Origin of the sequence: Janibacter anophelis NBRC 107843, from assembly GCF_001570945.1 — a bacterium.
In the GTDB taxonomy this organism is placed as follows: Bacteria; Actinomycetota; Actinomycetes; order Actinomycetales; family Dermatophilaceae; genus Janibacter; species Janibacter anophelis.
Map to the genome: position 1 here is coordinate 21,371 of NZ_BCSQ01000046.1, position 6,723 is coordinate 28,093.

4 protein-coding genes and 1 pseudogene are annotated in these 6,723 nt (G+C 70.3%); 3 read left to right on the forward strand and 2 right to left on the reverse strand.

Going from position 1 to position 6,723, the window contains the following annotated elements; all coding sequences use genetic code 11:
* Window positions 1-76: 76 nt before the first annotated feature.
* Both JAN01S_RS12285 and JAN01S_RS12290 read right to left on the reverse strand, forming a co-directional pair.
* The gene (locus JAN01S_RS12285) at window positions 77-1,702 is read right to left on the reverse strand and encodes an alanine/glycine:cation symporter family protein (RefSeq protein ID WP_068318697.1); all 1,626 of its coding nucleotides are present in this window, start codon (window positions 1,700-1,702) and stop codon (window positions 77-79) included.
* 83 nt (window positions 1,703-1,785) lie between these two features.
* A complete protein-coding gene (locus JAN01S_RS12290) occupies window positions 1,786-3,150 on the reverse strand; it encodes an MATE family efflux transporter (protein ID WP_068318703.1) in 1,365 nt (454 codons plus the stop codon).
* 167 nt (window positions 3,151-3,317) lie between these two features.
* On the opposite strand from JAN01S_RS12290, the gene JAN01S_RS12295 reads away from it, so the two are divergent.
* The 3 genes and pseudogenes from JAN01S_RS12295 to JAN01S_RS12305 all read left to right on the forward strand — a co-directional run.
* Window positions 3,318-5,396 carry a discoidin domain-containing protein gene (locus JAN01S_RS12295; protein WP_068318705.1) on the forward strand — a complete coding sequence of 693 codons (2,079 nt, stop codon included), beginning with the start codon at window positions 3,318-3,320 and terminating at the stop codon, window positions 5,394-5,396.
* 143 nt (window positions 5,397-5,539) lie between these two features.
* Window positions 5,540-6,532 carry an AAA family ATPase gene (locus JAN01S_RS12300; RefSeq protein ID WP_068318710.1) on the forward strand — a complete coding sequence of 331 codons (993 nt, stop codon included), beginning with the start codon at window positions 5,540-5,542 and terminating at the stop codon, window positions 6,530-6,532.
* Window positions 6,533-6,540: 8 nt separating this feature from the next.
* A pseudogene (locus JAN01S_RS12305) lies at window positions 6,541-6,723 on the forward strand (DUF58 domain-containing protein); the annotation flags it as partial.

The window sequence follows — 6,723 nt, forward strand, 5'->3', positions numbered from 1 at the left end:
CCAGACGGCGCAGGGGCCGGGGACCCGTGCGGGTGGCTGTCATCCCGCTGTCGCCCGACCCCTGCATCGGTCGTGCTCAGTCCTGGTGGTGCGACTGCTCCGTGCCCTCCATGGCGGGCAGCTCTCCGGTGTTGCCGTGCTCCTCGCGGATGGCCGCGAGCTCGGCGTCGTCGGCGGCGCCCAGCTCGAAGAGGCGGCCCGACTTGCGGTCCGCCAGGTAGTGCTTCATCTCCCGGCGCACCTCGGGCAGCAGGATGTAGAGGGCGGCGAGGTTGATGAAGCCGCAGATGAAGAGGAACGAGTCGGTGATCGTCAGGACCTGGCCGAAGGTCAGGACCGTCCCGATGACCGTGAAGGTGCAGAAGATGAGCCGGTAGATGTTCAGCGACACCTTCGAGTGACCGAAGAAGAACTCCCAGGCCTTCTCCCCGTAGTAGCTCCACGTGACGAGGGTGGAGAACGCGAACAGCGCGACCGCGATCGCGAGGATCGAGGGGAACCACGGCAGGAAGGTCGCGAAGGCGTCCGATGTCAGGCTGACACCGTCGGGCACGGCCCCGCCGTCGATGACCTGGTTGATGCCGTTCTGGAAGGACGGGGCGTCCGCGATGATGATCGTCAGGGCGGTCATCGTGCAGACGATGACGGTGTCGATGAAGGGCTCCATCAGTGCGACGAAACCCTCCGAGACGGGCCGGCGGGTCCTGACGGGGGAGTGCGCGATCGGTGCGGAACCCAGTCCGGCCTCGTTGGAGAAGGCCGCGCGCTGGAAGCCGACGATCAGGACACCGACGAGTCCGCCGAGTCCGGCCTGAGGGCTGAAAGCCCCCTGGACGATGTCGGTGAGGGCGGCGGGGATGTGGTCGGCGTTGCTCAGGATGACGAACAGGCACGCGATGACGTAGGTGATGCCCATGAAGGGCACGAGCTTGCTCGTGACGCGGGCGATGGACTTGATCCCACCGATGATGACCGCGGCGACGAGTCCCGCCAGCACCAGGCCGAAGACGAGCGCGGCGCCGTCGGAGCCGAGGAAGCCGTCGCTGCCGCCGGTGACCTCCTGCGCCTGCACGAAGGTCTGGTTGGCCTGGAACATGTTGCCGCCGCCCACGCCGAAGCCGAAGATGGCGATCGCGAAGAGCCCCGTGAGGATCATCGCGGGCCACTTGCCGAAGAGCCGTCCGAAGGCGACGGGCATGTACTTGAACGGGCCGCCGGAGAAGGTGCCATCAGCGTTCTGCTGGCGGTACTTCACTCCGAGGGTGCACTCGGCGAACTTGGTCGCCATGCCGAGCAGGCCACACACGATCATCCAGAAGGTGGCGCCGGCACCACCGAGCGCCATCGCGGCGCCGACACCGGCGATGTTGCCCAGCCCGACGGTGCCCGACAGGGCGGACGACAGCGCCTGGAAGTGGGTGATCTCGCCGGGGTCGTCGTTCCGGGAGAACTTCCCGCGGATGACCTCCGTGGAGAGCTTGAAGTAGCGGAACTGCGCGAAGCCCAGCGCCACGGTGATGATGATGGCTGCGGTGACGAGCCACAGCACGACGATCGGGATCTCGATGCCCCCGACGGGGAAGGCGTAGAACACCCAGCCGGAGATCCACGCGGCAAAGGGTTCGAAGAAGCCATCGATCGCTTCCTCGATGTCGGTGAGGACACCGCCGTCGGCGGTCTGGGCAAGGGCTACGGAAACCATGGGCATCGAGGACAGCAGATGTGGTGCGCCGGTGGTCCGTGAACGGCCCTTGGCCAGCGATTGATATCAGTCCGTGATCTGCATCACGTCCGGCGGGCGCCGGTCACGGCCCACGCATCACCGCGCACGCGCCAGGCCATGAAGAGCCCGCGGATCGCCATGAAGGCGGTGAAGGCCAGCCACAGCGTGACGACCTCCACCTCGGGTCCGTGGCCCTGCCCGAGCACGCGCGCGAGCTGGATGACGGGCAGGTAGGCGAGCAGGACGAGCACCATCGAGCCAGCGAGCCAGCGACCGTCACCGGCGCCGATGAGCACTCCGTCGACGACGAAGACGTAGCCCGAGAGCGGCTGGGCGAGCGCGACGACGAGCAGCCCGGCGGCGATCGCGCTGCGGACCTGGGGGTCGTCGGTGAAGAGTGCGGGCAGGACGCGGTGCAGCGCCGCGAGCAGCAGCCCGAGCGCGACGCCACCCCACACGCCCCACCGCACCATGAACGAGGTGGCCGCCCGGGCCCCGCGGGCGTCACCGCTGCCGAGGGTGGCCCCTGTGAGGGCCTGGCCGGCGATGGCCAGGGCGTCGAGGGCGAAGACGAGCAGCGACCAGATCGTCGTCGTCACCTGGTACGCCGCGAGCGGCACGTCGCCGAAGGCCGCGGCGACCGAGACCGTGAGCAGGAGGATCGCGCGCAGCGCGAGGGTGCGCACGAGCAGGGGGGCGCCGTCGAGTGCGGCGTCGACGACCCGTCCCACGTGGGGGCGAAGGGAGGCCCCTGCCTCGATCCCGGCGCGCGCCACGACCGCCAGCAGCGCCACCGCCATGCCCCACTGTGCGATGACCGTGCCCCACGCGGCGCCGGCGATGCCCAGGCCGGCGCCGTGGACGAGCGCCACGGAGAGCACGGCATTGGCACCGAAGCCGGCGGCGGAGACGACGAGCGGGGTGCGGGTGTCCTGCAGGCCTCGCAGGATGCCGGTCGCGGCGAGGACGAGGAGCATGGCGGGCAGGCCGAGGGCGCTGACGCGCAGGTAGACCACGGCCTGGTCGAGCGCCCCGGGCGAGGATCCGAAGGCGCTCGCGAGCGGTCGCGCCCCGAGCCCGACGACGGCGGCGCTGACCAGCCCGAGCCCGCCGGCGAGCCACACCCCGCCGGTGCCGACCTCGATCGCGCCCGGCGTCGACCCGGCCCCGAACTGCCGGGCGACGACGCTCGTCGTGCCGTAGGCGAGGAAGACGAAGATCCCTGCGGCCGTGAGCAGTACGGAGCTCGCGGTGCCGAGCCCGGCGAGCGGGACGACGCCGAGCCGGCCGACGACCGCGGCGTCGACCATGAGGAAGAGGGGTTCGGCGACGAGCGCGAGGAAGGCGGGGACGGCGAGCGCGAGCACCTCGCGCGGCCCGGCCTGCACGGGGCGCGGGACGGGGTGCGTCGGGTCGGGGGTGGTCACGAGGGAGCCGGCGCGGGGTCGTCGATCACCGACCCATGAGAGCACAGCCCACTCGCGGCGCCGACCGCCTGTGCGGCACCCGGATACTACTCACCGGTAGCCAATGAGGTTACTTGCGAGTAGCCTCGAAGGGCGTCCCACTCGTCGCCACCGATCGGAGCCCCGCCATGACCTCACGCACACGTCGTCGGAGGCGGTGGGTCGCCCCCTTCGTCCTGCTCGTGCTCGCCGCCCTCGTCGGCACCACCGCCGGCGGCGCCACGGCCGGCCCCGCGCCCTGGTACGAGCAGAGCGACCCGCAGGCGGTCGACTCCGAGGTCAACGTCACGGGCGCGCCGTTCACCGGCACCGGGCCGAAGGGGGAGGTGCGCGGCCTCATCGACGCGCACACCCACCTCATGTCGAACGAGGGCTTCGGCGGGGACATCGTCTGCGGCAAGACCTTCAGCGAGCTCGGCATCGAGGACGCCCTGCAGGACTGCCACAGCCACGGCAGCGACGGGCGCACCGCGCTCATCGAGAACCTCACCCACCTCGAGGGCAAGGGCCCGCTCGACCCGCACGACACGACGCTCTACCCCTCGTTCACCGACGCGCCCAAGTGGTCCTCGCTGACGCACCAGCAGATGTACTACCGCTGGATCGAGCGGGCCTGGCGCGGTGGGCAGCGGATCATGGTCGCCGACACCGTCAACAACTCCGTCCTGTGCTCGCTGCCGACCCAGGTCAACACGAGCTCGTGCAACGACATGGACGTCGTGCGCCGGCAGGTGAAGGAGACCAAGGAGCTCGAGGCCTTCATCGACGCGCGCCACGGCGGTCCCGGCAAGGGCTGGTTCCGCATCGCCTACACGCCGCAGGAGGCGCGCACCTACGTCGAGCAGGGCAAGATGGCCGTCATCCTCGGCATGGAGGTCTCCGCTCCCTTCGGGTGCGGCATGACCCTCGGGGTCTCGCACTGCACCAAGGCGCAGATCGACGCCGGCCTCGACGAGGTCAAGGAGCTGGGCATCCGCTCGATGTACCTGTGCCACAAGTTCGACAACGCGCTGTGCGGGGTGCGCTTCGACTCCGGCACGCAGGGCATCGTCGTCAACGCGGGCAACTTCCTGTCCACCGGCCAGTTCTGGCAGGTGGAGCAGTGCCGCACGCAGCTGCACGACAACACCGTCGAGGGCGGCGTGATCCCGCCCAAGGTCGCCCAGCTCATGCCGGTGCAGGTGCTGCCGATCTACCCGGAGGGCCCGCACTGCAACACGCGCGGCCTGACCTCGCTCGGCGAGTACGCCCTGCGCGGGATGATGGACCGCGGCCTGATCGTCGAGCTGGACCACCAGAGCGTCAAGGCGGCCAAGCGCACGATGGAGGTCCTCGAGTCCGAGGGCTACCCCGGTGTCGTCTCGAGCCACTCGTGGATGGACAAGCACTTCACCGAGCGGATCTACCGGCTCGGCGGCTTCATCACCCAGTACGGGCACGGCGCGCGGGAGTTCGTCGAGGAGGGGCACGCCGAGCACCCGACCCGGGAGAAGTACGACGTCGGCTACGGCTACGGCATGGACATGAACGGGTTCGGCGGCACCCCGCCCCCGCGGGACGATGCCGGCACGACCCCGCTGAAGTACCCCTTCGCCACGGTCACCGGCAAGGGCAGCGTCGACCGGCAGGTGACCGGTGAGCGGGTCTGGGACTACAACACCGACGGCGTCGCCCACTACGGGATGATCCCGGACTGGATCCAGGACATGCGCACCGTTGGCGGCTCCGAGGGCGAGCAGGTCGTCCAGGACCTGCTGCGTGGTCCGGAGTCGTACCTGCGCACCTGGGCGTCGACGACCGGGTGGCAGGAGGGCGCCGACCTGACGAAGGGGGCGGTCGCCACCGCCAGCTCCACGGAGTGGTCCCTGTGGGACTCCTACCGAGCCGGCCGGGCCATCGACGACGACCGCTCGACCCGGTGGGCGAGCCGGTGGGGCGACCTCGCTCGCTGGCAGGTCGACTTCGGCACGCCCCGACTGGTGCGCTCCGTGACGCTGGACTGGGAGGCCGCCTTCGCCCGCCGCTACCGGCTCCAGACCAGTCTCGACGGCACGAGCTGGACCACGGTCGAGACCGTGACCGACAGCGACGGGGGGCTGGACCACCACACCGTCCCCGCCACCTCCGCCAGGTACGTGCGAGTGGTCACCGACGAGCGGGCGACGCGGTACGGCGTCTCGCTCCACGAGGTGAAGATCACCAGCTGAGAGTGTCTCGAGGCTCCTCGCTGGCGCTCGTCACACCTCGACCAGCGTTCGGGGGCGGCGCCGGGGAGTCCTCCCCAGTGCCGCCCCCGCGTCGTGTCCGTAGAGTGGCGCCGACATCGACCGCACGATCGAAGGGGAGCTCCGTGCCACCCACGAGCAGGATCAGTCAGGACCAGCTGAAGCGGGCCCAGAGCCTCGTCGCCGCTGTCGACAAGGGCTTCGAGGCCAAGGTCGTCGGCCAGAAGCGGCTGCGCGAGACCCTGCTCATCGGCTTGCTGACCAGCGGTCACGTGCTGCTCGAGTCGGTCCCCGGTCTGGCGAAGACCACCGCGGCGCACGCGCTCGCGACCGCGATCGGCGGCTCCTTCAAGCGCATCCAGTGCACCCCCGACCTGCTGCCCAGCGACATCGTCGGCACCCAGGTCTACGACGCGAGCCAGGGCAAGTTCGTCACCCAGCTCGGTCCGGTGCACGCCAACTTCGTCCTGCTCGACGAGATCAACCGCAGCTCGGCCAAGACGCAGTCGGCGATGCTCGAGGCGATGCAGGAGCGCCAGACCTCGATCGGGGGCCAGGTCTTCAAGGTGCCCGAGCCCTTCCTCGTCCTCGCGACGCAGAACCCCATCGAGCAGGAGGGCACCTACGTCCTGCCCGAGGCGCAGCTCGACCGCTTCATGCTCAAGGACCTGCTCGACTACCCGAGCCCGGCGGAGGAGGCCGAGGTCGTGCGCCGCATCGACGCCGGCGTCTTCGACCAGCCCGACCGCGCGATGATCGATGTCGCCGACGCCCGGGAGCTGCAGCGGCTCGCCGGCTCGGTCTACCTCGACAAGGCGATCCTCGACTACATCACCTTCATCGTCGCCGCGACGCGCACCCCGGGCAAGGTCATGCCCCCCGAGCTGGCGCGCTACGTCGAGATCGGCGCCAGCCCGCGTGCCTCCATCGCCTTCGCCAAGGCGGCGCGGGCCGCCGCGCTGCTGCAGGGCCGCGACCACGTCATCCCCGAGGACGTGCGGCACCTGGCCCACCGCGTCCTGCGCCACCGCGTGCTGCTCACCTACGAGGCCACCGCCGACGACGTGCGGGTCGAGACGATCATCGACGCCGTCGTGCGCGCCGTGCGCACCCCGTAGGGGCCGCCATGACGCGCCTCGTGCACAAGGTCAAGGGCAAGCTGTCGATCCACGTGCGGCGTCGGTCGGTCGCGCTGCTCGACGGCGGCTATGCCTCGGTCCACAAGGGTCGCTCGATGGACTTCGACGACCTGCGCGAGTACGCCGTCGGCGACGACATCCGCGACATCGACTGGCGGGCGTCGGCCCGC